Here is a 240-nt window from a genome sequence, read left to right on the forward strand (position 1 = left end):
GCTGTTTTTTTATTGCTTTTCTTCTATCTTTTTGAGCTACTCGGCGTTTCTTCGCTACTTCTAAGTAATCTTTTCTGGCAATTTCTCTATAAGTTCTTGGCTTTTTCTCTAATGTGCCTTTTATCTGTTCGTCAAGTAAGTCTATTATTCTTTCTGTCTGTTTTCGGGCTTGATTTAAAAGCTCTAAATCTGTTGGATAACTGATATCTCCAGGCGCACAAGTCGCATCTAATATTAATT

General features: G+C 35.0%; 1 pseudogene. It reads right to left on the reverse strand.

The window, feature by feature from the left end:
• Positions 1-240, reverse strand: a pseudogene (locus UYI_RS34005) (IS5/IS1182 family transposase); the annotation flags it as partial.

The sequence above is a fragment of the Fischerella muscicola PCC 7414 genome (genome assembly GCF_000317205.1).
GTDB classification, from domain to species: domain Bacteria; phylum Cyanobacteriota; class Cyanobacteriia; order Cyanobacteriales; family Nostocaceae; genus Fischerella; species Fischerella muscicola.